Source organism: Oribacterium sp. C9, from assembly GCF_002007235.1.
Lineage (GTDB): Bacteria > Bacillota > Clostridia > Lachnospirales > Lachnospiraceae > Oribacterium.
Genome location: NZ_MUHW01000008.1, coordinates 1 through 23,761, shown reverse-complemented (window position 1 = coordinate 23,761; position 23,761 = coordinate 1). Strand labels below are relative to the sequence as shown.

Genomic DNA, 23,761 nt, shown 5'->3' with positions numbered 1-23,761 from the left:
CATATTTGATATAAGTCCAAACTTAATTTATTTAAAATAATCCATGTTATAGTAGCAAAAAAAGCTCCCGGGTTATCATTTTAGATAATCCGGGAGCTTAGTTTCGTCATAATAGGGGAATCGCTCTGTAAAACGATTTTTTAATGCCAGTTATTCTTATGGAAGATATTTGTGTCAATGCTTACTTATCAACAACGTTGACATCCTCAACGCCTGTAACTTCCTGGAACTTCGATTCATCCAGCTGGCTTGGATCCTGGCCGATATAAGCAAGGATACCGCCGTCGATGTAAACTACCTGTCCGTTGATGAAGTCAGATGCAGGTGAAGCAAGGAATACAGCAAGACCCTGAAGATCCTCTGTCTCGCCCCATCTCTGTGCAGGTGTCTTTGAACGGATGAAACGATCGAATGGTGCCATGGAACCATCAGCCTGCTTCTCACGAAGAGCAGCTGTCTGAGGAGTAGCGATATATCCAGGTCCGATAGCGTTGCACTGAATGTTGTACTGACCGTACTCTGAGCATACATTCTTTGTGAGCATCTTGAGACCGCCCTTGGCTGCAGCGTATGCAGATACAGTCTCACGTCCAAGCTCAGACATCATAGAACATGCATTGATGATCTTTCCGGCTTTTTTTGCGATCATTCCAGGGAGAACGGCCTTTGAGCAAAGGAAAGGACCTGTGAGATCTACATTGATAACCTGATCCCACTGCTGCTTTGTCATCTCAGTCATAGGGATTCTCTTGATGATTCCCGCGTTGTTAACGAGGATATCAACGCCGCCGAACTTTTCTTCAACAGTCTTTACGAAAGCATTGACCTGCTCCTCGTTTGTAACATCGCAAACTGCGCCGTAAGCATCGATTCCAGCCTTCTTGTACTCTGCGAGACCTCTGTCAACGAGCTCCTGATTGATATCATTGAAAACGATCTTCTTTGCGCCTGCTTCTGCAAATGCCTTTGCATAAGCAAGTCCCAGCCCGTATGAAGCACCGGTAACCCATGCTACCTTGCCATCGAGTCTGAATTTATCCAAAATTCCTGCCATGATATTATCTCCTTTTTTTTAAAATCTTAATTAATGATAGATTATTCACAATGCCGATTCAAGGGTTTGGAGGCAAAAATGAAAGCGATTTCAAAACTTTGTGAAAAGTGTTGTAAACCGGTTCACTATTTTTGTTTAATTTCATTATGGGTATAATATGATATGGGCATCACAAGTCTGCCTTACGCTTGTGATCTCACAAATAAAGAGAAAAGGAATAAATATATGAAATATCATTTTAAAGCCGGACAGAAGGATATAATTTTGGATGAGGAAACGGCAACCTTCGAGGAGCTTGGATATGAGATCCTGAAGGCTTTCAATATTTACCCTTCCAATATGTTCGAATTTGAGTTTGAAGACGGAGAATTTACCAGCTCAACAGATTTTCCGGGGACAAGTGACGATGACGGACAGGTGGCTATAGCCTCTAAAATAAAAGATAAAGGACTGAAACCCGGAGATCAGTTTATGTTTATGTACGATTATTCAAATGAATGGACAAGAACAGTGAAATTTATCAAATTTGAATAACAGATTATTTTTTCAAAAAGGGGCTTATCTTGCTTATACCATCCTGAATGATGCCGAATTTTTTTATAAAAAGTTTATTTATAAATGCATAATTCAGAGACGAGGAGGCAAAAATATGCAGATCACAACTTTTAACCCCATGATCCTTTCAAGCCATGCAGATGATATCATCAAGCTCTTTGAAGAGCTGGGCTTTGAGAAACGTCACACAGTTGATAATGTAGATAATAAAGACATTACCAGTGTCCGCATGAAGGATGCCAATGGCTTCCATCTTGATGTAGCACAGATTCATGCAGAGAAGGACATCACTACCATGCGTATGAATGTTCGTGACTTTGATGAAGCTTATGCATTTCTGAAGGATCACGGATTCAAAAATGCTACCGGAGAAGATCATACTGTAGAATCAGAGCATGCGAAGTCCTGCCTTATGATCTCGGAAAGCGGATTCTCTATTCAGCTTACACAGCATATCAGAAAAGAAGATCGGTGATATGATTCGGCAAATATTACAAAATTAAATACAAAAGCCGCGCAGGGACTATCTGTTTGTTATAACAGATAGTCCTTTTTGATAGATTACAAGCATAACTCGGTGTGATACGATGCTCATATAAAATTATGTAAAGTTATAGCCATGTCGTTAAAAATCAGTATAGGGGAGAATAAGACCATGACTAATATTCTTGAAGACATCGCTGAACATACGAGAAAGCGAGTGGAAAAGGCAAAGAAAATTGTTTCTCCGCAGGAGATGAAGCAGAGGGCAGAAAAGCTGAACTGCAATACAGGTTTTCCATTTGAGAAAGCCCTGAAGGAACCGGGTATCAGTTTTATCTGTGAGTGTAAAAAGGCTTCACCCTCCAAGGGACTTATAGCAGTTGATTTTCCATATCTTAAGATAGCATATGAATATGAGAAAGCCGGAGCCACTGCTATTTCTGTGCTCACTGAGCCGAAGTGGTTCAAGGGAAGTAATGAATATCTCCGACAGATCGCAGAGACAGTGAAGCTGCCCTGTCTCAGAAAGGATTTCACTATTGATCCTTATATGATTTATGAGGCGAAGGTTCTCGGAGCCCAGATCATACTTCTCATTTGTGCGCTCCTTGATGAGGATACCATGAGAGAATATATCAAAATCGCGGATAGTCTCGGACTATCAGCCATTTGTGAGGCTCATGACGAGGATGAGGTGAAAAAGGCAGTCCGTGCCGGAGCCAGAATCATAGGCGTCAATAATCGCAATCTGAAGGATTTCACAGTTGATATCCATAACAGCATTAATCTCAGAAAGGATGTGCCTGAGGATATACTTTTTATTGCAGAAAGCGGTATAACGAGTCATGAGGATATAGAGGTTCTTGAGGAGGGTAATGTTAACGGCGTGCTCATTGGTGAGACCCTCATGAGAGCTCAGGACAAAAAGGCTATGCTGAATGAACTCAGGTACGGCCCGTTCGTGGAAAAAATCGTCAGCTGAGCAGGCACATACTTTGAAAATTAAAACCATCAAATAAAAGAAAGGTCAGATTTTTACAATTTCTGTGGAATACAGTTGTGTAAAAATCTGACTTTTTATTCTCTTTTTGATTAATTGACTGTAAGACTTAATTCAGAAAATCGCAGATTTATCGAGAATATACTGTGTTATACTATACGATGAAAAAAATATTTTCTGAGAATATTCAGAAAACTTAATGAGGGGGCAAAGTATGTTTTGCAAAAAATGTGGTAAAGAGATGCCGGATGATACAAAGTTCTGTCCGGTTTGCGGAGAACCTGTCAATTCAGTGAATTTAAAGGATCTCGGACAGGGTGCGGTGAATGCGGCTAACAGCGCTTTCAATGATGCTGAGAATGAGCTTCGAACTGCGGCTCAGGATGTTGCCAACGGTTTCAGCGGCAACACAGGAACTTACAACGCAAACAATGGAAATAACGGAGGTTCATATATGGGCGGAAGACTCAAGGAAGACAGAAGTATATGGATGTATATCCTTCTTTCCATCGTAACCTGCGGTATCTATTCACTTTACTTTTTATATAAGCTGATTCAGGATGTAAACATCGCGATGGCAGGAGACGGAGAAGAGACAGCGGGCTTAGTGAAGTATATCCTTCTTTCTGTTATTACCTGTGGCATTTACGGATGGTACTGGCAGTATTGTCTCGGAAACAGACTTGCAAACAACGCTCCACGTTATGGTATGAATTTCCAGGAGAATGGTACAACTATTCTTTTATGGACTGTTTTAGGTTCATTCCTCTGCGGTCTTGGTCCGATTATCGCATGGAGCATCATCATCAAGAACACTAATGCTATCTGTGCCGGTTACAACAGATCAAACGGACTTTGATGTATCCGATGTAATTTCATAGGCTGATTTATAATTGCTGAACCGTATCCCTTATTGGAAAAGGGATACGGTTTTTTGATAATGAGCAGACAAAAAATATTATGAAAATATAAATAGAAGGTTATCGTTGATATAAAATATCAGCATCCTGAGTTAATTAAATGCGATTGACAATTTTATTCAAAAGTTTTATCGTAAATAGAAAGTTAATAGTTTAAACCGTTGAAGCGGAGATTAAACTATGTATGCTCCCACAGAGAGTCGGCGATGGTGAGAATCCGGCAGAACACAGCATAGCAAATGGACCGCTAAGGGCACAATGAAAAGCAGAAAAGGATTTCGATGTATCGATAGGCTTCGTTTTATGAGAAGCGGGATATATCGAGTGAATCTAAAAGTACTGCTGAGTATCCTGTGACGTGAGACATACGTTAGTTGTCGGAGATATGTTGGTATCTCGCAAAGCGCACGATTCATTTATCGTGAAACAGGGTGGCACCGCGATTATTCGTCCCTGACAGAGTCTTTTATAGTGACTTTGTCAGGGATTTTTTTATACACCTATGCAAGGCGAGATGATTTTTCAAAAAGGGTATATCCCGGAAGGAGATAAAAATGATCAAGAATGCTATTGAAAAGATTGCAACTTTAAAAGGTGATTTAACTTACGACGAGGCTTATCAGGTCATGACAGAGATCATGACAGGACAGACGACTCCTACACAGAATGCGGCGTTCCTTGCAGCCCTTTCCACAAAGTCTACGAAGGCTGAGACTATAGACGAGATCTCGGGCTGCGCAGCTGCCATGAGAAATCAGGCCACACAGGTTCCGCATCCCGGAATGGAAGTTCTGGAGATCGTAGGAACAGGCGGAGACGGTGCACACAGTTTCAATATTTCTACCACCGCAGCCATGGTCATAGCCGCAGCAGGCATCAAAGTTGCAAAGCATGGAAACCGTGCAGCATCTTCACTGTCAGGAACAGCTGACTGTCAGGAGGCCCTGGGAGTAAATATCCAGCAGGATGTTGAAAAGGCTCAGCAGCTTCTCAAGGATGTAGGCATTTGCTTCCTCTTCGCTCAGAAGTATCACGCAGCCATGAAATATGTAGGCCCTATCCGTAAGGAGCTCGGCTTCAGAACAGTCTTCAATATCCTCGGACCTCTTACAAACCCGGCAAATCCTGACATGTTCCTTCTCGGAGTTTACGACGAGTATCTGGTAGAGCCTGTTGCCAAGGTTCTGGACAAGCTTGGAGTTAAGAGAGCCTTCGTAGTATACGGTCAGGACAGAATGGATGAGATTTCCGCATCAGCGCCTACAACTATCTGCGAATTAAGAGACGGCTACTACAGAACAACGGTTATAAAGCCTGAGGATTTCGGTCTCGAGAGAGGTAAAAAGGAAGACATCGTAGGCGGTACAGCAGAAGAGAATGCAAAGATCACAAGAGGGATCCTGAACGGTGAGATAAAGGGCACAAAGAGAAATGCAGTACTCCTTAACGCCGGTGCAGCCATCTATGTAGGCGGCAAGACCGATTCCATAGCTTCAGGTGTAAAGCTTGCAGCAGAACTCATTGATAATGGTTCAGCTCTTAAAAAGCTTGATGAATATATCAAGTGCAGCAACGAGTGAGGATATATGACGAAGGTAAAGATCTGCGGCTTAAGGCGGCAGGAGGATATAGAAGCCGTGAACCGGCTGAAACCTGAGTACATCGGCTTTGTCTTCTATGAAAAAAGCAGGAGGAATGTGACAGAGGATGAGGCTATGGTTCTTAGGAAGGCATTGGACCCTGACATAATTTCCGTCGGTGTTTTCGTGGATGCGGAGCCGGAGCTGATCCTCAGGCTTATGAGAAAAGGGATAATATCTATCGCCCAGCTCCATGGTCACGAGTCAGAGGAATATATTGAGAAGCTGAAGCGCAAAGCTGTTTCTGATGAGTCGGATAGTGAATCCGGAGGCTGTGAGTCTACAATTGGAAGAGGTTGCAGCATCATGAAAGCATATCTGGTGAAATCAGAACAGGACCTTGCAGCCGCCCGGGAGACAAATGCGGACTATATCCTATTTGACAATGGCCTGGGCTCCGGCGAGAGCTTTGACTGGAATATACTTAGGGATTTCCCGAAACCATATTTTCTGGCCGGAGGACTGTCGGATGCCAATGTTTCCGACGCCATACAGAGACTTTCCCCATATGCTGTGGATATCAGCTCTGGAGTTGAAACTGACGGATTCAAGGATCCGGATAAAATTAAATCATTTATTGATGCGGTAAGGAGAAAAAACTATGTCTGATACAAAAGGAAGATTTGGTGTTCATGGCGGACAGTACATACCTGAGACACTTATGAATGCTGTTATCGAACTTGAAGAGGCTTACAACAAATACAAGGATGACCCTGAGTTCAACAGAGAGCTCATTGAACTTTACAACGAATATGCCAATCGTCCGTCGAGACTTTACTATGCAAAGAGACTTACCGAGGATCTGGGCGGTGCGAAGATCTACTTAAAGAGAGAGGATCTTAACCACACAGGTGCCCACAAGATAAATAACTGTCTCGGACAGGCACTTCTCGCAAAGAAGATGGGAAAGACCCGTCTCATCGCGGAGACAGGTGCAGGTCAGCACGGTGTTGCCACAGCAACAGTTGCTGCACTTCTCGACATGGAGTGTGTTGTGTTTATGGGCAAGGAGGATATGGAGAGACAGGCTCTCAATGTCTACAAGATGCGTCTCCTCGGTTCGGAGGTGGTACCGGTAACAACAGGAACCGGAACCCTTAAGGATGCAGTATCTCAGGCCATGAGAGAGTGGACATCAAGGATCGCGGATACTCATTACTGCTTAGGATCTGTTATGGGACCTCACCCGTTCCCCACTATAGTAAGAGACTTCCAGGCAGTCATTTCCAGAGAGATAAAGGAGCAGATGCTTGAAAAGGAAGGACGTCTTCCGGATGCAGTTATCGCCTGTGTAGGAGGCGGCTCCAATGCCATCGGTTCCTTCTATCATTTTATAGAGGATAAGGATGTGCGCCTCATAGGCTGTGAGGCAGCGGGCAGAGGCATTGACACCTTCGAGACAGCTGCCACCATCAATACAGGAAGGCTCGGAATCTTCCACGGTATGAAGTCATATTTCTGTCAGAATGAGTACGGACAGATCGCTCCTGTTTACTCTATTTCAGCCGGACTTGACTATCCGGGAATCGGACCTGAGCATGCATATCTTCATGACATCGGACGCGCTGAGTATGTGGCTGTCACCGATGATGAGGCGGTGGATGCATTTGAATACCTCTCAAAAATAGAGGGAATCATCCCTGCCATTGAGTCATCCCATGCACTTGCCTATGCGAAAAAGCTGGCACCTGCCATGGGCAAGGACAAGATTATCGTTGTGACTGTTTCCGGAAGAGGAGATAAGGACTGTGCGGCCATTGCGCGTTACAGAGGGGAGGATATCACAGAATGAGCAGGATTACAGAAGCATTTAAGGACCATAAGGCATTTATTCCATTTATAACTTGCGGCGACCCTGACCTGGAGACCACCAAAGCGTGCGTTCTCGAGATGGCAAAGAACGGTGCGGATATCATCGAGCTGGGAATTCCCTTTTCAGACCCTACCGCAGAGGGACCTGTCATCATGGAGGCTGACAACAGAGCGCTTTCCGGCGGTGTGACTACGGATCAGATCTTTGAATTTACAAAGGAATTAAGCCGCGAGGTTTCGGTTCCCTTCATTTATATGACTTATGCCAATGTTGTCTTCTCTTACGGCATCGAAAAATTCATGAAGGAGGCTTCCCTGGCAGGTGTGAGCGGACTGATCCTTCCGGATGTGCCATACGAGGAGAAGAGGGATTTTTCGGAGATCTGTGACAAATACGGAATAGAGCTTATCTCCATGATCGCCCCTACATCAGAGGACAGAATACAGATGATCGCAAAGGAAGCAAAGGGTTATATCTACGTTGTTTCTTCTCTCGGAGTTACCGGAGAGCGTTCAAGCATCTCGACAGACATAGGATCCATGGTAAAGCTTGTCAAGGAAAATACTTCTGTTCCATGTGCTGTTGGATTCGGAATCTCGAATCCCGAGCAGGCAGCAGCCATGGCGGGTTTCAGTGACGGTGCCATCGTAGGTTCCGCCATCGTAAAGATCATAGCAAAAGATGGAAAGAACGCACCTCAGAAGGTCGGGGAGTTCGTAAAGGCTATGGCTGATGCTGTTCATAAGGCCTGATCAGGCATAGGTGAAGCAGGGTAAAGATAAGGCATATTTATGGTTTCATCCCATAAAGCGTGATGGTATCGACACATCAGATAAACTATGGTACACTATCTCGGTATGCGAGTTTAAAAGGAAAGTTTTTAACGGATTTCGGATATGTAGACATTAGCATGATCCGGAAAAGATCCGATTAGGAACCCAGGAGGTTATTATATATGGCAGATTATACCGAGAGAGCCAATGAAAAACTGATGGAGGCTATCTCCAGGATAAAGGAATCACAGGGCAATGACAAGGAAGCTCAGGATATATTGGAAGCTGAGCTTATGAACAACGCCGAGTTCATGATGCCTGTTATGATCGCAAACGAAGAGTCTGCAGAGGACAGAAAGCTCCTTTACGGAGTTACAGCTATGAAGGATGGTCGTCCTTTCTACATGCTTTTCACAAGCAAGGAAAAGCTTAAGGGCTGGAACAGAGAGGGAAAGCGTGTTAGAACAGTTATCAACAAGTTCCCTATGATCGCCGATCTTGCTTACGGTGACGAGCGTATCTTCGGTCTGGTTGTTAATCCGGGAACAGACAATTTTATGATCGGACGTGCGGCTATCACTGATCTTCGTGCAAGGATCAGAGGTGAAGAGCTGGGTCTTAAGGGTGAGCAGTCAAGCGTTGATGAGGATGTACAGTTCCAGAACGTTCGTGAGGACGAGGTTTCCGAGGAGCTTAGAAATTCTCTTATCATGGCTATGAGAAACGATCCTAAGATCGTAAAGGGATATTTCAGAGATATGGTGAGAAACGGTCATCTCGATTATGTTGTTATCATCGACCACACAGGAACCATGGAGGAGTCCTTCCCTAAGATCATGAGCATTTGCAAGCATCATTCACATGACAGGAGTGTTGCACTTATTTCATCCAAGGCACCTATCGCTGCGAAGGCTATAGATGGTGTAAAGCCTATTTACACAGTCTGATGAAAAAAGATTCCCGATTCGATGCTTAATTTGGGCATTGTATTTCAAGGTAGTCTTGACAAATGTATACATACACTAGTAAAATTCATATACTTACAACAACTAAGTATTTATTTCAGAAAGAGGTGTTGGAATGAAGCATATCATTACATTAAATACCAGAGACATGAAGAGATCAGAAGAGAAGGGCGGATGCGGCGAGTGCCAGACATCTTGCCAGTCAGCTTGTAAGACAAGCTGCGGTATTGCAAACCAGCAGTGCGAGAACAAGAACGCTTGATTTTTCAGGTTCGCGAGGCCGGGGCATAATGCTCCGGCATTTTTATTGTATAAGTCCAGTGCCATGCGGCTGTGCATCTGGAAAGCTTGCTTTCCAGGATGCACAGACATATGACACGTAGGACTTATACATTATTGATTTTATTATTATTTAGGGAGATTTAATGATTCATCAGTATAAATTAAATGGTTACAATATAGTGCTTGACGTATACAGCGCAAGCGTACACGTTACCGATGACCTTGCATATGATGCCATCCACCTTATAGATGAGGGAAAGTCTGTCGAAGAGGCAAAGAAGGAACTTGCTAAGATGCATCAGGATGCAACAGAGGAAGATCTTGATGATACTTTTTCAGATATCCAGGAGCTGACAGACAGCGGAAAACTTTTCACAAAGGATATTTATGAAAAGGCTGCCGGCTATTTGAAAAAGCAGACAACAGTGGTGAAGGCACTTTGTCTTCTTGTAGCACATACATGTAACCTTAACTGCAGCTACTGCTTTGCATCACAGGGTAAGTTCAAGGGTGACGAAGGTCTCATGACTTTTGAGACAGCCAAGAGAGCTATCGATTTCCTCGTCGAGAATTCAGGAAACCGTCGCAATCTTGAAGTGGATTTCTTCGGTGGTGAGCCTCTGGTTAACTTTGATGTATGTAAGAAGACTGTTGAGTATGCGAGATCCATCGAGAAGCAGCACAACAAGAATTTCCGTTTCACTCTTACAACAAACGGTGTCAATGTTACAGACGAGGTCATAGAGTGGGCAAACAAGGAGTGCTACAACGTCGTTCTTTCTCTCGATGGACGTAAGGAAGTAAACGACAGATTCCGCGTGAACCGTGCAGGACAGGGCTCCTATGACCGTATCGTTCCGAACTTCCAGAAGTTTGTAGAGGCCCGCGGTGATAAGAACTACTACATGAGAGGAACCTTCTCTCACTTCAATACAGATTTCACAAAGGATATCTTCCATATGGCTGATGACCTCGGATTTACAGAGCTTTCCATGGAGCCTGTTGTTACAGAACCATCCAGCCCAAGTGCTCTTACAGAGGAAGATCTTCCTGTTCTCTACGAGCAGTATGAGATCCTTGCAAAGGACATGCTCCGCAGAGAGAAGGATGGCAAGCCGATAACATTCTACCACTATATGATCGACCTTGAGCATGGTCCATGTGTATACAAGCGCGTATCAGGCTGCGGCTCAGGAACAGAGTACATGGCAGTAACGGCATGGGGTGATCTCTATCCATGCCATCAGTTCGTAAACGATCCTGAGTATAAGCTCGGTAATGTTTTCGATGGTGTAGATCGTCATGATCTTGTAGATACCTTCAAGGAGTGCAATGTTTACTCACGTCCTGAGTGTAAGGAATGCTGGGCAAGAATGTACTGTGCAGGCGGCTGTTCTGCCAATGCTCTTCACGCTACAGGTGACATCAAGGGTGTTTATGAGTACGGCTGCAAGCTGTTCCGCAAGCGTATGGAGTGTGCCCTTATGATGAAGGTGGCTGAAGCTGAGATGGCACAGGAACAGGAAAATGAAGCGTAAACAGAGCTTGTTTGAAAATCTGAAACTATATATTGAAAAGGGCATATATCCTTTGCACATGCCGGGACACAAGAGACGGATACACACACCCGGATTCTCCTCACTTTATGATTTCACAGAGGTAGAGGGAACGGATGATCTCCATCATGCGGAAGGCATACTGAAGGATTCCATGGAACGTACTGCCGGTTTATTCGGAGCAGACAGAAGCATTTATCTGGTAAACGGCAGTACATCAGGAAACCTCATCGGTGTCAGCGCGATATGCCCTATTAACGGGGAACTGATCGTGGCGAGAAATTGCCATAGATCAGTTTTTCATGCATTAGAGCTGAGAAATATCACTGCTCACTTTGTGTATCCTGAATTCGACCACGATTTCGGAATATTCGGAGGGGTATCCCCTGAAGCCGTTGAGAAAATGTTTCAGAAGTACCCGGATTCCTGCGGAGTCGTTATTACCAGTCCTACCTATGAAGGTGTTGTTTCCGATATCGCCGCTATCGCTTCTGTCTGTCACAGACACGGTGCGATCCTTTTTGTGGACGAGGCCCATGGAGCTCATTTCGGTCTGGTTAAGTCCGCCGGATTTCCGGAAAATGCTATAAGGCTTGGTGCGGATCTTTCTGTTCAGTCTGCTCACAAGACTCTTACAGGGCTTACCCAGACTGCTTTTCTTCATATGAAAAACGGTCTTGTGAAAACAGAAAATATAGAGAGGTTTCTGGATATATTTATAACCTCGTCTCCGTCCTATCCGCTGATGCTGTCTCTTGATGATTGTACGGAAATGGTGATGAATGAAGGAGAGAAGGTTTTCGGTAACTGGGCTGAAACACTGAGGCTCTTTGATGAAAAGATCATGTCTCTTCGTCATTTCAGGGTCCTTTGCCATGGAACGGACAGCTTACAAAAGCATGGATTCTTTGATTTTGATAAAAGTAAGCTTATGGTGAACTGCAGGGATACACATATGGATGGGGAACGATTCATGGAGATCATGAGGGAGAGGTTCGGCTTTGAACTTGAGATGCAGCTTTCGGACAATGCTCTCGCCATGACCGGACCGGGGGATGACAGAGAGCAGATACTTAGATTTGCAGATGCTGTCCTCACACTTGACCGGGAAGAGGAGCGCGGGAATATTTTCAGTGATCGTTCGGAAGGTATGAGCCTTATGTCCATGGACCTTTGTCAGGCTGTTACTATTCAGTGTGCAGTTGAGGCGGAATCTGAGGAAGTTGATATTTCGGAAGCTTCAGGCAGGATATCTTCGGAGTATGTTTACTGTTATCCACCCGGGGTGCCTGTTGTGGTGCCGGGAGAGACATTGGACGAAAACTGTGTTGAGGGTCTTTTGAAACTGTTCAAAAATGGATACAAGCTTCATTTCACCAAGTCATCGCCATATCAAAAAGTTATAGCATGTATTAAAGCTGATAAAAAATGATAAGAAATTAACTTTTGTTGACTATAAACCTCTTTGAGCTTAAATTATTCAGTGTTCGCAATTTAATGGCAAATTTTACTACTCGCACCGATATAAATAACGTTTACAGATCAGGGAGGAAAAATTATGGCTGTACATGTTTTAGAAGAAGCAAATCGTTGTCTTCAGTGTAAAAATCCACGTTGCCGCACCGGCTGTCCTATCAATACAAACATTCCGGAGATGATCAGACTTCTTAAGAATGAGCAGATGATGGATGCTGCTGTTATGCTTTTTAACAACAATCCGCTTTCAATCGTATGTTCACTTGTCTGTGACCATGAAAAGCAGTGTGAAGGTCATTGTGTTCGTGGAATAAAGGAATCTCCCGTACATATCTCTGCAATAGAGAATTATATTTCCGATTCCTGCTTTGAGCGTATAAAGCTTGAGAAGAAGCCTTTCAATGGAAAGAGAGTAGCTGTTATCGGCGGAGGTCCGGCAGGAATAACCATTGCTGTTCTTCTTGCCCAGAAGGGATATAAGATAACTATCTTTGAGGGGAGAGAGAAGCTTGGCGGCGTTCTGAGATACGGTATTCCGGAGTTCCGTCTTCCGAGGACTATTCTTGACCGTTATGCTGACAGACTTCACGAGTTAGGCATTCTTTTCCGTCCTAACTTCAATATCGGAGGTTCAACAAGCATAAAGGATCTCTTTGCTGATGGATACAGCTCTGTATTTATCGGAACAGGAGCATGGCGCCCCAGACATCTCCGCATACCGGGTGAGACATTTGGTAATGTAGCTTATGCTATAAATTATCTTACAAATCCTGATGCATACCATATCGGAGAAAATGTGGCTATCATCGGAGCCGGTAATGCAGCTATGGATGCAGCGCGTACAGCTATCCGTAAGGGTGCAAGAAACGTAACTGTTTATGCCAGAAGAGATACTGCTGCGGCATCGGTTAAGGAAATCGAGTATGCAAAGCTTGATGGTGTCAAGTTCGAGTTCTGCAAGGCTCCTCTTGAGATAAAGGATGAGTCTGTAGTTATGGCTCCTGTAACATTCGATGAGGATGGAAAGAGCACTATACATGAGGAGAGTGCAGAGGAGATCCCTTGTGATTTCGTTATCATCTCTGTTTCACAGGTTCCGAAGGACCGTCTTGTATCGAGAGACAAAGAGCTTAAGCTCAACGACAGGGGTACTCTTGAAACAGACGAGAACGGTGAGACAACCATGCCGGGTGTATTTGCATCAGGAGACGTTGTAACAGGCGCAAAGACAGTAGTGGCTGCTGTCAATGTCTCAAAGCAGATCGCTGATGACATGGACAAGTACATGCAGGGACTTCTCAAGTGATATGCTGTTGCTTCATAAATCATTTGAAATATAAAAAGTTAAACCTCCGGCAGGAGAAAGAGAAGAGGCTCTTTCTCCTGCCGGAGGTTTTTGTTTATGAGAATGAGATAATATCCTGCTGATTTCCGGCAGGATATTTTTCTGAAAATGAATCATAGTTTGCTTCGTTTTTTCTGAACGAACATTTATTTGCAGAACGTTTATTTACCGAACAAATATTCAAAAACAACTGTTTACAAAAAGTTTGTTCGGTGTTAAAATACAAACATCGAAATTGATACGGAGGCAAACGTCATGAGAATCAATATGAAAACCTTTGAATTTGTAGTCGATTTTTTGTTAGTACTTGGCCTTATAGCATCACTTTGCCAGTTCAATGAAGTCAGATATCTGGGGTATGCCATCAGCGGTGTAAGCATTTATCTCATCTATCAGATCGAAAAGGAAATCGAAAGACAGAGACACAGAGCTAGATTTCACAGACGTATATACAGGATCATCGAGCGCAGACTGTTCTCATGACAACAGACCGTTCTGCGGTTCTGGTCGCATATATCTCACATAAAAAAGGCGTCCTGTTCATATGAAGAACAAGACGCCATGCTATTCAAGCTGATTATTTAACTGGCTTCCGGTACTCAAATCATGAGAGTCAGTTCCAGGAAATATATACATCTGCTTTTTCTTCGAGATCGTTCTCTTTTATATATTCCTCTTCCTTTGGGATCCATTCGTTTTTGAATCTTTCTATGATCTCATTGTTTTCCCCGATACGGGCCTTTATGTTTTCTAACTGTGATTCCTCGTTGATGTCGCAGAATATCCTGAGCTGATACGGCTCACCGAAGTATGGGTGCTGACTGTATGAACCCTCGATTATATTTATTCGTTTCGGTTTTATGATCTGTTCTTTTTCTTTGTCTATCACCATCGTTTTGCAGTCGAAGGGACGATAGGTAACAGGATCTCCGTACCATAGAGGTATCAGTACTTCTTCACGAAATCTTTCATAATCCACATTACCACCGACTTCAGATAGTCTTTCATCAGTTCTCTGGTGGCTCTGAAGGAAGAAATCATCCAGATGAAATACGTTCGCATCGAACTTTTTACTCAGGAACTCGGCAAGAGTGGTTTTGCCGCTGCCTGAACGTCCGTCTATCGCTATCATCAGGACCTCTTCGTCCATGTAATCTTCATCTTCGAGTAAATCGTTTATGGCATCAACTGCGGGTTGAAAACGTCTCATTTTGATATCTGTTATTTCCATTGAGTTTTCTCCTAAAAATACTGTTTTCCATGATATAATAAAACGCGGCTCAAAAGCCGATACTGGAACGCCGGGCATTTTGCCGTCATTTACGGTGTCGAAAGTATATCTCAGCTTTTGTGCAGACACAAGTGTGAAGCGAATTTATGACACTTGTATCATTTATCATAATATGTATTTTTTTAGAGGAAAACAAGCTGATGAATATTGTTGAAATTATCACGAAGGAGCTCGGTATCACCAGAGTTCATGCTGAAGCAGTCATAAAGCTGATCGATGAAGGAAATACCATACCTTTCATCGCCAGATATCGTAAGGAAGCTACAGGCGCTATGCATGATGATGTGCTTCGTGCTTTTGATGAGCGTTTAAAGTATCTTCGTAATCTTGAAGATCGTAAGAACACTATCCTCGCTTCCATTGAGGAGCAGGGAAAGCTTACTGATGAACTCAGAAAGCAGATAGATGAGGCTGAGACAGCTGTAAAGCTTGAAGATATTTATCGACCTTACAAACCTAAGCGCAGAACCAGAGCTATGATTGCAAAGGAAAGAGGTCTGGAGCCCCTTGCGGTGTTTATAGTTTCCAGTAAAACTTCAGCATCTGTTGTTACGGAGGCAGAGAAGTATATAGATACAGAAAAAGAAGTGCCTGATGTTAAGACAGCTATTGCAGGGGCACAGGATATAATCGCAGAGACATTATCAGACAGCGCTAGTCTTCGTGAGTGGATACGTAAAAAAACATATGAATCAGGTGTTATAGTATCTTCTGCGAAGACGAAGAAGCAGGCTGAAGAGAAAACGGTTTATGAAAACTACTATGAGTATTCAGAACCTCTTAAAAAGATACCGGGTCATCGTATCCTTGCCATGAACAGAGGTGAGAGCGAGAAGATACTGACTGTAAAGATCGAAGCTCCTGAAGAGGAGATACTTAAGTTTATGAACCGCCATATAGGTGCAGGCAGAAACAAAGAAACTGCGAAGTATCTTGAAGAGGCTGCAGCTGATGCTTATAAGCGCCTTATAGGACCATCCATCGAAACTGAGATACGTAATGATCTTACGGAGAAGGCAGAGGACGGAGCTATCAAGGTATTCGGAGAGAATCTGGGTCAGCTTCTCATGCAGCCGCCTATCATAGGAAAAACTGTTCTTGGATGGGACCCTGCATTCCGTACCGGATGTAAGATCTCTGTGGTTGATCCTACAGGTAAGGTGCTTGATACAACTGTTATATTCCCTACGGCACCTCAGAACAAGGTGACTGAGTCCATGAGGGTTATAGAGGGACTTGTCCGTAAATATCATGTTGATATCATTTCTCTCGGAAATGGTACTGCATCCAGAGAATCAGAGCAGATAATCGCTGATTTTATCAAGAAGAGTAAGCTTCCGGTTCAGTATGTCATCGTAAATGAGGCGGGTGCTTCTGTTTACTCTGCTTCAAAGCTTGCAACAGAGGAGTTTCCTAACTTTGATGTGGGACAGAGATCTGCCACATCCATGGCGAGACGTCTTCAGGATCCTCTTGCGGAGCTTGTAAAGATCGATCCGAAATCCATCGGTGTAGGTCAGTATCAGCATGATATGAATCAGACAAAGCTTAGTGAACAGCTCGGTAATGTGGTTGAGGACTGTGTTAACAGAGTAGGTGTTGATGTCAATACAGCATCCTTCTCACTTCTTGAGTATGTTTCGGGAATAAACAAAAACATAGCAAAGAACATTGTGGCATTCCGTGAAGAGAATGGCGCCTTCACATCCAGAAAGGAGCTTCTTAAGGTTCCTAAGCTTGGGCCGAAGGCTTATGAGCAGTGTGCCGGATTCCTGAGGATAAGAGACGGTCAGGATGTTCTGGATATGACTTCGGTTCACCCGGAGAGTTATGATGCAGCCAGAGAACTTCTTAAGCTTCTTGGCTTTGATGCTTCGGATATAAAGAATGGAAACACGAGGGATATAGAGAAGAAGCTTCACGAGATCAAAGCTTCCATACCTGAACTCGCGAAGAAAATGAATGTAGGCGAGTATACATTGAACGATATAGTAAAGGAGCTTGCGAAGCCGGGACGTGACCCAAGAGAGGACGTGCCGGCACCTGTACTTCGTTCTGATGTTCTGGATTTTGATGATCTCACACCGGATATGGTGCTTACGGGAACAGTGCGTAATGTTATCGATTTCGGCGCATTTGTTGATATCGGTGTACATCAGGACGGTCTGGTACATATTTCCCAGATCGCTGATAAGTACGTAAAGCATCCTCTTGACGTGGTCAAGGTCGGTGATATCGTCAATGTCAAAGTCCTTTCTGTTGACAAGGAACGTAAAAAGATTTCTCTGTCAATGAAGGGTGTTCCACAGAAATAATAGGTGATTATGATACTTAATATTGCAAATTTAAATAAAACTTATATAGGAAAACAGGTCTTAAAGGATGTGACCTTCCATATCGAAGAAAAGGAAAAGGCTGCCATAGTCGGAATCAACGGTTCCGGTAAGACAACTCTTATTCGTTGTATTCTGGGGCAGGAGGAGCCTGATGACAGTCAGACTGTTATCGCATTTTCAAAGGATAAAAAGATGGGCTACCTTGCTCAGCAGCATGCTGACATAGAGACAGGACTTGAGGATTTTGATACTCTTTCCGGAGGACAGAAGACCAGAAAGAGACTTGAAGAGATTCTTCAGGATAAACCGGATCTTCTCATTCTGGACGAGCCTACCAACCATCTGGATATCGACTCTATTCAATGGCTTGAAAAGGTTCTCAAAAGATATGACGGAGCTGCTCTTCTGGTTTCTCATGACAGATATTTCCTTGATCATGTGGTGACAAAGATCATCGATCTCGATAACGGCAAGGCTAGAATGTACAAGGGCAACTACACTGAATATGCGGAAAAGAAGAAGCTTATCAGAGATGCGGAGCTCAAGGCATATCTTAATCAGCAGCAGGAGATACAACATCAGCAGGCTGTTATCACTAAGCTTAAGCAGTTCAACAGGGAGAAGTCTATCAAACGTGCAGAGTCCCGTGAGAAGGCATTGGCAAAGGTGGAACTTCTTGATAAGCCGGAGGAGATCGACAACGAGATGCGTCTTGCGCTGACACCTAATGTGCAGTCCGGTAATGATGTGCTTTCTGTCAAGGATCTGAGCAAAGCATTCGAGGATAAGACATTGTTCTCCAACATCTCTTTCGAGATAAAGCGAGGTGAACATGTTGCCGTAATAGGTGCGAACGGAACAGGAAAGACAACACTCCTTAAGATCCTCAATGAGCAGCTTTCTGCGGATACAGGCAGCTTCAAGCTGGGTACCAATGTTGAAATCGGTTACTATGATCAGGAGCATGCTGTGCTTCATATGGAGAAGACTATCTTCGATGAAATTCAGGATGATTATCCGTATCTTAACAACACGAAGGTGCGTAATGTTCTTGCGGCCTTCCTCTTCAGAGGAGAGGACGTTTATAAGCGTATCGGAGATCTGAGCGGTGGAGAGCAGGGAAGAGTGTCACTTGCAAAGCTTATGCTTAGTAATGCCAATTTCCTCATTCTGGATGAGCCCACGAACCATCTGGATATACAGGGACGAGAAGTACTGGAAGATGCCATCAACAACTATGAGGGCACAGTCCTCTATGTTTCCCATGACCGATATTTCATCAATAAGACATCTACACGTATTCTTGAGCTTTTTGAGAATCGCTTTGACAACTATATCGGAAACTATGATTACTATCTTGAAAAGAAAGAGGATGTTAGAAGATATGGTGATGCATCTTCTTCGGGTTCCAGGAGCTCTGCTCAGGCAGGGGCTCCGGCTTTTGTGCCTGAGGTTAAGTCAGAGCAGAAGATAGACTGGGAGATGCAGAAGGAGCTCAAGAAAAATATCCAGAAGCTTGAGAGATCTCTGAAGGCTACGGAAGAAGAGATCCAGAAGCTTGAGGCTCGCAATGAAGAGTTGGATGAAGCTTATCAGGACCCGTCTATTGCTGCAGATGTCGGACGACTCATGGAGCTTCACAAGGAGCATGAGGTGAATGATGAAAGACTCGGAAAGCTATATGAGGATTGGGAAACCTATTCTGAAGAGCTTTCGGAGATAAAGGGTTCGGACTGAGCGTAAACAGTGGATGAAAATTGAAAATCAGTATGTTTTTAATTAGGAGTTAAGAATAAAGTGTGCTATATTCTTTTAGTACTTTAAAGCTGAGGAGTGTAAAAGTGGAACTAATTTATAGCATTTCGGATTCTCTTAATTCTTTTGTCTGGGGCGTGCCAACACTGGTGCTTCTCATAGGAACAGGCATATTTCTTACCGTAAGACTCGATTTTCTTCAGTTTGCCCAGTTTGGTCATATCATGAAAAACACTCTTGGCAGACTGTTTGAGAGAAAGAAGAGCCAGGACGGTGCGCTTACACCTATACAGGCTCTTACTACAGCGCTTGCGGGTACGGTAGGTACAGGTAACATCGCGGGAGTAGCGGGAGCTATATCTCTCGGAGGACCGGGAGCGATATTCTGGATGTGGATAGCAGCTCTCTTTGGAATGTGTACAAAATATGCTGAGATCATCCTTGCTGTTCATTATCGTGAAGTGAATGAAAAGGGAGATTATGTAGGCGGACCCATGTACTACATTCAGAACGGTCTCGGAAAGGATTGGAAGTGGCTCGGTTTGATATTCTCCTGCTTCGGAGCTGTAGCGGCTCTTGGAACAGGAAATATGACTCAGATCAACACTATTGCGACATCTATCGGAGCTGTCGTTCGTTCGTTTTATCCTGAGATTTCAGGGGACGATATGCAGAGAATATACATGGTGATCGGCATAGTTGGAGCTGTGCTTACCATTCTGGTGCTTTTCGGCGGAATGCAGCGTATCGGTAATGTTACCGAAAAGCTGGTTCCTGTCATGGCGTGCGTATACATTATCGCTTGTATTATTGTGGTTGTGACGCATATAGGTTCTCTGGGTTATGTATTTTCAATGATAATAAAGGGCGCTTTTCAGCCAGCTTCTATCAGCGGAGGACTCGTGGGTGTAGGTATACAGCAGGCTGCAAAGGCAGGCTTCGGAAGAGGTATCTTCTCCAATGAGGCAGGTCTCGGTACTGCACCTATAGCTCATGCGGCTGCGGATGTTGATCATCCTGTACATCAGGCTATGTATGGAGTCTTTGAGGTGTTTATGGATACCATAGTTATCTGTACACTGACAGCAGTTGCCGTACTTATTTCAGGCTGCGCAGAAGGTTTCTATGGAAAGTCTGCGGGTACAGATCTGACTATTATGGCTTTTGGTGTAACCTTTGGAAGCAGGATGGCATCTATAATCATTGCCTCATGTATCACCCTTTTCGCATGTTCCACCCTGCTCTCATGGAGCCTCTATGGAGCAAGATGCATGGAGTTCATTTTTGGAACTAAAGCGATACTTGTATATCAGGCGATATACGTTATGTTTGTGGTGGTAGGTGCAACAGTTCAGCTCAGTCTCGTATGGCAGATAGCGGACACCGCCAATGCTCTTATGGCAGTACCCAACCTTATAGCGTTACTTATTCTGTCACCTAAGGTGGTTGAACTTACAAAAGAATATTTTGGGAAAAAGTAAGGTTTTATGCGGCTTGAAGCAGATGATCCGGTTTACGGGTCATCTGTTTTTTATTTTTTGGTAATATTTTTGGCATTTTTGACCGACATATTACACATAAATATCTCAAGCAGCAGTTTTATGGTATGTTTTTGCGGAAAACTGCATTTGTAGTCGGCTTAATGGATTAAGCCATGTTTTGCATATTTGAGGGGATGCAGATGAAGAAAATAGCAATTACAGTTAATAATGAGAATGACAACATCTATTGGCAGTTCGGACATTGTCCACGTTTCAAGGTCTTTGAGGTTAATGATGAAAATCATATCGTAAGCTATGGCTATCTTCCTGCCGGAGACGATCAGGGAGGACAAAAGCTGGAGGCTATGGTTCAGAACGACGTAAGTGTTATTATTTCTGAGGGTATGGGCCCTGGAGTTGTTGACAAGATCGAGGAGGAAGGTCTTTCCATCGATGTATATGCCGGCGTGAAGGGAAAGGCGGATGATGCTATCATCAAGTATCTTGCCGGTATGCTTGAAGATGATCTTTTGACCGTACACTGATTTTTGCCCGGAAAGGCAGCTGCTATCAGAATGACAGAAAATTAAAATTTATCTGTTATATGACAGGCGTAATTAAAAACAGAATATTAAAATGATCTCATGTTAAGAAGAATCTTGACATGAGATTATTTATTTTGTAAAAAAGATAAAATTCATATACATTGTCATAGTAATGGAGAATTTTATGAAGAAAAGATATATATTGCCGTTGGTGATGATGTTATCGGTGGTTTGCTTAAATGCCTGTGGCACTAAAAAAACTTATGTTAATGAAACGAAAAAAGTGTCAGAGACAAAGTCTGTGAAGAAAAAAGAGATAAAGGCAGAAACTGTTCCTGAAACGCAAAACCTTATGGGGGAAGCGGCTCTGAAGGAGGCTCTCAGAGAGCGACTGAACAGTTTCATGGGAATCAAGGGGACATCCGGTGCGTCTCTGAAAACGCTGCACCAGGCGGTGCGAATGCTTCAGCTTGCAAACGAAGGTGATTATACCCTGAGTATCGTGAGTCCAGTGACTCTGGAATTTTATGATTCCCTAAGCGATATAGATAAAGCCGGATTTTTGGAGACCTGGGGCGGAGTCGATTATTACACGGATACCATCCTTTATGACTTTTATTCTATAAGCAACAAGCTGGAGGATGCAGGAGATCTGGATGCAGCAAAACAGCTTGTCAATAGCGCAAGGATCAAAGAAAAATGGGAGATGATGCGTAAAGGAATAGAGGGAGTGCTTCCTGATGCCAGCGAGACCGTTGCGGAGGGAGAGACAACCGGCGAGACAGATGCGGATGGCAATGCTGTTATCGATATAGTCGGCGAGTCGGAGTCGGGTGAGACCGATGAGACTGAAGCTGTAGTTTATGAGGGATTACAGACGGACGAGAACCTGCTGAGATCCATACTGGAGACTATGAGCATTCCTGAAACAACGACAGCAGCGATCGTTCCTCCTGTTACTGAAAGTATTGCGGAAACTACTGCGCCTGTAGTGACAGCTCCGGTGATAACTACACCTGTGGCGACTGCACCTGCGGCGACAGCTCCTGCAACAACTGAAGCGCAGACTTCGGCTTATTCGGCGACGAATGCTCCGACAGAGACATTTACAAACGTCGTGCTGATAACTGTAGATGAGAAGCTGGATCCCAGTGAACTGAATTACCTCAGGACCAAGTACAACCTGAGACTTGTTTATGATTACCCGAATTTTAATATGTATGCGATGGCGTTGACGGATGCGACTACACAGGCGCAGATGGATGCCGCCATGGCGATGATTTCTTCTGAAAACCATGTCACAAGTGTGGTTCAGGACAGATCGGCACAATTGCATTGAATGGAGATTTTATGAATTTAATTATTGGTAATGTTTTGGGCCTGATCGGCTCGCTGCTCATGGTGGGAATAGGCTTCGTACATCAGCGCAGATATATTCTCATCGGACAGAATGTCCAGTTCCTTATCATGGGAGTGGGTAATCTCGTGCTTGGTGGTGCATCAGGTTTTATCGCTAATGTCATAAGTGTCATCAGAAATATTTTTATATTGAAACGTGATCTCACCAAAGGATGGAAGATGTTCTTTGTCGGGCTTCAGGTGGTGGTTTCATCAGTGTTCCTTTATATTAACGGTTTCAGATGGGTGGAATTACTGCCCATTATTTCGGCTGTTCTATATACAGGTCTTATAGATACCAAGAAGGAAAGTACTCTCAAGATAGTCTTGAGTGCATGCCAGATAATGTGGCTGATCTATGATATCGCACTTATGAATATTGCTGCGGCTGTTTTTGATGTACTTACGATCTGTTCCAATTATGTGGGTATGTTAAGGGCGAAGAAGGCTGAGAGACTCAGGAATTCTATAGCAGAGCAGACAGCCCGCCACAAAGAAAAAAAGGTGGAAGAAACAGCCTGAGAAGATACGGCTGATAAAAAATAAAAAAATATTAAAAAAAGGTTTGACAATCGGAACAGGAATTGTTATATTAACTGAGCTGTCGCAAGAGAGCAGAACAAAAGCTTCTCTGAAACAGCTCAGAACCTTGAAAATCAAAGATCGATTAATACACAGACCCTGAAGATTCTAAGAAATTTGAATTTTTCAGCGACCAAAGAGGTCAAGCGAATTTATTCGCAGTAAAGAATAACGGACAGAACAAGCTAAGCTAGTGAGTTCTGAACGGGATGAACTTAAAGAGAGAAATCTCTTAACATGAAATCAGAGAAAATGCCATTTGAATGCGCTTTGCGCAGGCATTTTCGTTTGATTTCGGCTAAAGCCGAAACCAGCCTCGCCGGCTGGGCGGCATCCGAATTTCCTTCGGAAACACGGATATAAGATGAGAGTTCGATCCTGGCTCAGGATGAACGCTGGCGGCGTGCCTAACACATGCAAGTCGAACGAGCGAGAGATGAAACCTAGTGATTCTCGAGCGAGTGGCGGACGGGTGAGTAACGCGTGGGTAACCTGCCTTACAGAGGGGGAT

Annotated in this window: 22 protein-coding genes and 1 rRNA gene; 21 read left to right on the top strand and 2 right to left on the bottom strand. The window is 43.8% G+C overall.

Annotated elements, in window-relative coordinates; all coding sequences use genetic code 11:
* Nucleotides 1-181: 181 nt before the first annotated feature.
* On the bottom strand, nucleotides 182-1,054 hold the full coding sequence (locus BXO88_RS06550) for a gluconate 5-dehydrogenase (RefSeq protein ID WP_078036953.1): 873 nt from the start codon (nucleotides 1,052-1,054) through the stop codon (nucleotides 182-184).
* 225 nt (nucleotides 1,055-1,279) lie between these two features.
* On the opposite strand from BXO88_RS06550, the gene BXO88_RS06545 reads away from it, so the two are divergent.
* The 14 genes from BXO88_RS06545 to BXO88_RS06480 all read left to right on the top strand — a co-directional run bounded on the left by BXO88_RS06545 (nucleotide 1,280) and on the right by BXO88_RS06480 (nucleotide 14,345).
* The gene (locus BXO88_RS06545; RefSeq protein WP_168171635.1) at nucleotides 1,280-1,588 is read left to right on the top strand and encodes an IS1096 element passenger TnpR family protein; all 309 of its coding nucleotides are present in this window, start codon (nucleotides 1,280-1,282) and stop codon (nucleotides 1,586-1,588) included.
* A 115-nt stretch (nucleotides 1,589-1,703) separates the two neighbouring features.
* Nucleotides 1,704-2,084 carry a hypothetical protein gene (locus tag BXO88_RS06540; RefSeq protein WP_078036951.1) on the top strand — a complete coding sequence of 127 codons (381 nt, stop codon included), beginning with the start codon at nucleotides 1,704-1,706 and terminating at the stop codon, nucleotides 2,082-2,084.
* 180 nt (nucleotides 2,085-2,264) lie between these two features.
* Complete coding sequence (trpC, locus tag BXO88_RS06535) at nucleotides 2,265-3,074, top strand: indole-3-glycerol phosphate synthase TrpC (protein ID WP_078036950.1); 810 nt, start codon at nucleotides 2,265-2,267, stop codon at nucleotides 3,072-3,074.
* 232 nt (nucleotides 3,075-3,306) lie between these two features.
* Nucleotides 3,307-3,951 carry a DUF4234 domain-containing protein gene (locus BXO88_RS06530; protein WP_078036949.1) on the top strand — a complete coding sequence of 215 codons (645 nt, stop codon included), beginning with the start codon at nucleotides 3,307-3,309 and terminating at the stop codon, nucleotides 3,949-3,951.
* 615 nt (nucleotides 3,952-4,566) lie between these two features.
* The gene (trpD, locus tag BXO88_RS06525) at nucleotides 4,567-5,592 is read left to right on the top strand and encodes an anthranilate phosphoribosyltransferase (protein WP_078036948.1); all 1,026 of its coding nucleotides are present in this window, start codon (nucleotides 4,567-4,569) and stop codon (nucleotides 5,590-5,592) included.
* A gap of 6 nt (nucleotides 5,593-5,598) precedes the next feature.
* On the top strand, nucleotides 5,599-6,261 hold the full coding sequence (locus BXO88_RS06520; RefSeq protein WP_078036947.1) for a phosphoribosylanthranilate isomerase: 663 nt from the start codon (nucleotides 5,599-5,601) through the stop codon (nucleotides 6,259-6,261).
* On the top strand, nucleotides 6,254-7,444 hold the full coding sequence (gene trpB, locus BXO88_RS06515; RefSeq protein WP_078036946.1) for a tryptophan synthase subunit beta: 1,191 nt from the start codon (nucleotides 6,254-6,256) through the stop codon (nucleotides 7,442-7,444). Before BXO88_RS06520 ends, trpB begins: the two co-directional genes overlap by 8 nt.
* Nucleotides 7,441-8,217: a tryptophan synthase subunit alpha gene (trpA, locus tag BXO88_RS06510; RefSeq protein WP_078036945.1), complete on the top strand. Its 777-nt coding sequence runs from the start codon at nucleotides 7,441-7,443 to the stop codon at nucleotides 8,215-8,217. The genes trpB and trpA overlap by 4 nt, the downstream gene beginning before the upstream one ends.
* Nucleotides 8,218-8,420: 203 nt before the next feature.
* On the top strand, nucleotides 8,421-9,185 hold the full coding sequence (locus BXO88_RS06505; protein ID WP_078036944.1) for an SseB family protein: 765 nt from the start codon (nucleotides 8,421-8,423) through the stop codon (nucleotides 9,183-9,185).
* A 133-nt stretch (nucleotides 9,186-9,318) separates the two neighbouring features.
* Nucleotides 9,319-9,465 carry a six-cysteine ranthipeptide SCIFF gene (gene scfA / locus BXO88_RS06500; RefSeq protein WP_078036943.1) on the top strand — a complete coding sequence of 49 codons (147 nt, stop codon included), beginning with the start codon at nucleotides 9,319-9,321 and terminating at the stop codon, nucleotides 9,463-9,465.
* Between the two features lie 163 nt (nucleotides 9,466-9,628).
* Nucleotides 9,629-11,023, top strand: a complete 1,395-nt coding sequence (gene scfB / locus BXO88_RS06495) for a thioether cross-link-forming SCIFF peptide maturase (RefSeq protein ID WP_078036942.1) — start codon at nucleotides 9,629-9,631, stop codon at nucleotides 11,021-11,023.
* Nucleotides 11,013-12,473 (top strand): aminotransferase class I/II-fold pyridoxal phosphate-dependent enzyme, encoded by a 1,461-nt coding sequence (locus tag BXO88_RS06490; RefSeq protein WP_078036941.1) that lies wholly within the window; start codon nucleotides 11,013-11,015, stop codon nucleotides 12,471-12,473. Before scfB ends, BXO88_RS06490 begins: the two co-directional genes overlap by 11 nt.
* Before the next feature lie 126 nt (nucleotides 12,474-12,599).
* On the top strand, nucleotides 12,600-13,823 hold the full coding sequence (locus BXO88_RS06485; protein WP_044994035.1) for an NAD(P)-dependent oxidoreductase: 1,224 nt from the start codon (nucleotides 12,600-12,602) through the stop codon (nucleotides 13,821-13,823).
* A 294-nt stretch (nucleotides 13,824-14,117) separates the two neighbouring features.
* A complete protein-coding gene (locus tag BXO88_RS06480) occupies nucleotides 14,118-14,345 on the top strand; it encodes a hypothetical protein (protein WP_078036940.1) in 228 nt (75 codons plus the stop codon).
* Nucleotides 14,346-14,475: 130 nt separating this feature from the next.
* On the opposite strand, the gene BXO88_RS06475 is transcribed toward BXO88_RS06480, so the two are convergent.
* Nucleotides 14,476-15,093, bottom strand: coding sequence for a uridine kinase family protein (locus BXO88_RS06475; protein WP_078036939.1), 618 nt, complete (start codon nucleotides 15,091-15,093; stop codon nucleotides 14,476-14,478).
* Between the two features lie 200 nt (nucleotides 15,094-15,293).
* Here BXO88_RS06475 and BXO88_RS06470 point away from each other — a divergent pair, with 200 nt between their 5' ends.
* The 7 genes from BXO88_RS06470 to BXO88_RS06440 form a co-directional block, all read left to right on the top strand.
* Complete coding sequence (locus tag BXO88_RS06470; RefSeq protein ID WP_078037029.1) at nucleotides 15,294-17,468, top strand: Tex family protein; 2,175 nt, start codon at nucleotides 15,294-15,296, stop codon at nucleotides 17,466-17,468.
* A gap of 9 nt (nucleotides 17,469-17,477) precedes the next feature.
* The gene (gene abc-f, locus BXO88_RS06465; protein WP_078036938.1) at nucleotides 17,478-19,226 is read left to right on the top strand and encodes a ribosomal protection-like ABC-F family protein; all 1,749 of its coding nucleotides are present in this window, start codon (nucleotides 17,478-17,480) and stop codon (nucleotides 19,224-19,226) included.
* 104 nt (nucleotides 19,227-19,330) lie between these two features.
* Entirely contained in the window at nucleotides 19,331-20,725 is a 1,395-nt protein-coding gene (locus tag BXO88_RS06460; protein ID WP_078036937.1) for an alanine/glycine:cation symporter family protein, read from the top strand.
* A 200-nt stretch (nucleotides 20,726-20,925) separates the two neighbouring features.
* Complete coding sequence (locus BXO88_RS06455; RefSeq protein WP_044994029.1) at nucleotides 20,926-21,270, top strand: NifB/NifX family molybdenum-iron cluster-binding protein; 345 nt, start codon at nucleotides 20,926-20,928, stop codon at nucleotides 21,268-21,270.
* 184 nt (nucleotides 21,271-21,454) lie between these two features.
* Nucleotides 21,455-22,609: a hypothetical protein gene (locus BXO88_RS06450; protein WP_078036935.1), complete on the top strand. Its 1,155-nt coding sequence runs from the start codon at nucleotides 21,455-21,457 to the stop codon at nucleotides 22,607-22,609.
* Nucleotides 22,610-22,620: 11 nt separating this feature from the next.
* The gene (locus tag BXO88_RS06445) at nucleotides 22,621-23,190 is read left to right on the top strand and encodes a YgjV family protein (protein ID WP_078036934.1); all 570 of its coding nucleotides are present in this window, start codon (nucleotides 22,621-22,623) and stop codon (nucleotides 23,188-23,190) included.
* A 420-nt stretch (nucleotides 23,191-23,610) separates the two neighbouring features.
* Nucleotides 23,611-23,761: ribosomal RNA gene (locus tag BXO88_RS06440) — 16S ribosomal RNA — on the top strand; the annotation flags it as partial.

Excerpts from the sequence above, each read along its gene's own strand:
- scfA (WP_078036943.1), top strand. The coding sequence starts at position 9,319 with ATGAAGCATATCATTACATTAAATACCAGAGACATGAAGAGATCAGAA.
- scfB (WP_078036942.1), top strand. The coding sequence starts at position 9,629 with ATGATTCATCAGTATAAATTAAATGGTTACAATATAGTGCTTGACGTA.
- BXO88_RS06475 (WP_078036939.1), bottom strand. The coding sequence starts at position 15,093 with ATGGAAATAACAGATATCAAAATGAGACGTTTTCAACCCGCAGTTGAT.
- BXO88_RS06455 (WP_044994029.1), top strand. The coding sequence starts at position 20,926 with ATGAAGAAAATAGCAATTACAGTTAATAATGAGAATGACAACATCTAT.
- trpC (WP_078036950.1), top strand. The coding sequence starts at position 2,265 with ATGACTAATATTCTTGAAGACATCGCTGAACATACGAGAAAGCGAGTG.
- BXO88_RS06520 (WP_078036947.1), top strand. The coding sequence starts at position 5,599 with ATGACGAAGGTAAAGATCTGCGGCTTAAGGCGGCAGGAGGATATAGAA.
- abc-f (WP_078036938.1), top strand. The coding sequence starts at position 17,478 with ATGATACTTAATATTGCAAATTTAAATAAAACTTATATAGGAAAACAG.
- BXO88_RS06545 (WP_168171635.1), top strand. The coding sequence starts at position 1,280 with ATGAAATATCATTTTAAAGCCGGACAGAAGGATATAATTTTGGATGAG.
- BXO88_RS06505 (WP_078036944.1), top strand. The coding sequence starts at position 8,421 with ATGGCAGATTATACCGAGAGAGCCAATGAAAAACTGATGGAGGCTATC.
- BXO88_RS06490 (WP_078036941.1), top strand. The coding sequence starts at position 11,013 with ATGAAGCGTAAACAGAGCTTGTTTGAAAATCTGAAACTATATATTGAA.
- BXO88_RS06470 (WP_078037029.1), top strand. The coding sequence starts at position 15,294 with ATGAATATTGTTGAAATTATCACGAAGGAGCTCGGTATCACCAGAGTT.
- trpB (WP_078036946.1), top strand. The coding sequence starts at position 6,254 with ATGTCTGATACAAAAGGAAGATTTGGTGTTCATGGCGGACAGTACATA.
- trpD (WP_078036948.1), top strand. The coding sequence starts at position 4,567 with ATGATCAAGAATGCTATTGAAAAGATTGCAACTTTAAAAGGTGATTTA.
- BXO88_RS06480 (WP_078036940.1), top strand. The coding sequence starts at position 14,118 with ATGAGAATCAATATGAAAACCTTTGAATTTGTAGTCGATTTTTTGTTA.
- BXO88_RS06485 (WP_044994035.1), top strand. The coding sequence starts at position 12,600 with ATGGCTGTACATGTTTTAGAAGAAGCAAATCGTTGTCTTCAGTGTAAA.
- BXO88_RS06445 (WP_078036934.1), top strand. The coding sequence starts at position 22,621 with ATGAATTTAATTATTGGTAATGTTTTGGGCCTGATCGGCTCGCTGCTC.
- BXO88_RS06450 (WP_078036935.1), top strand. The coding sequence starts at position 21,455 with ATGAAGAAAAGATATATATTGCCGTTGGTGATGATGTTATCGGTGGTT.
- BXO88_RS06550 (WP_078036953.1), bottom strand. The coding sequence starts at position 1,054 with ATGGCAGGAATTTTGGATAAATTCAGACTCGATGGCAAGGTAGCATGG.
- BXO88_RS06530 (WP_078036949.1), top strand. The coding sequence starts at position 3,307 with ATGTTTTGCAAAAAATGTGGTAAAGAGATGCCGGATGATACAAAGTTC.
- BXO88_RS06540 (WP_078036951.1), top strand. The coding sequence starts at position 1,704 with ATGCAGATCACAACTTTTAACCCCATGATCCTTTCAAGCCATGCAGAT.
- trpA (WP_078036945.1), top strand. The coding sequence starts at position 7,441 with ATGAGCAGGATTACAGAAGCATTTAAGGACCATAAGGCATTTATTCCA.